This is a genomic window from Streptococcus sp. HMSC064H09, from assembly GCF_001812625.1.
GTDB lineage: Bacteria > Bacillota > Bacilli > Lactobacillales > Streptococcaceae > Streptococcus.
Map to the genome: position 1 here is coordinate 1 of NZ_KV809586.1, position 217 is coordinate 217.

Annotated in this window: 1 protein-coding gene; it reads left to right on the forward strand. The window is 35.5% G+C overall.

Annotation, left to right across the window (positions count from 1 at the left end; all coding sequences use genetic code 11):
- Positions 1-56: 56 nt before the first annotated feature.
- The coding region (locus HMPREF2867_RS11020; RefSeq protein WP_141750997.1) for a glycosyltransferase family 2 protein at positions 57-217 on the forward strand (161 nt) is incomplete at its 3' end.

Genomic DNA, 217 nt, shown 5'->3' on the forward strand with positions numbered 1-217 from the left:
TTTGCAATAGCTGATAAGAAAATGTACGAAAATAAAAGTCAGAAAGGAGAACGTCGATGATGTTTCAAGATGTTGATATTGTCATTCCTGCCTATGAACCTTATGACCGTTTGTTGGAACTTTTGAAAAATATTCGGGATAAGGAAAATCAGATGTTTGATATTATTCTAGTCGATGACGGTAGTGGAGCTGATTTTGCACCGTTATTTGCAATAGC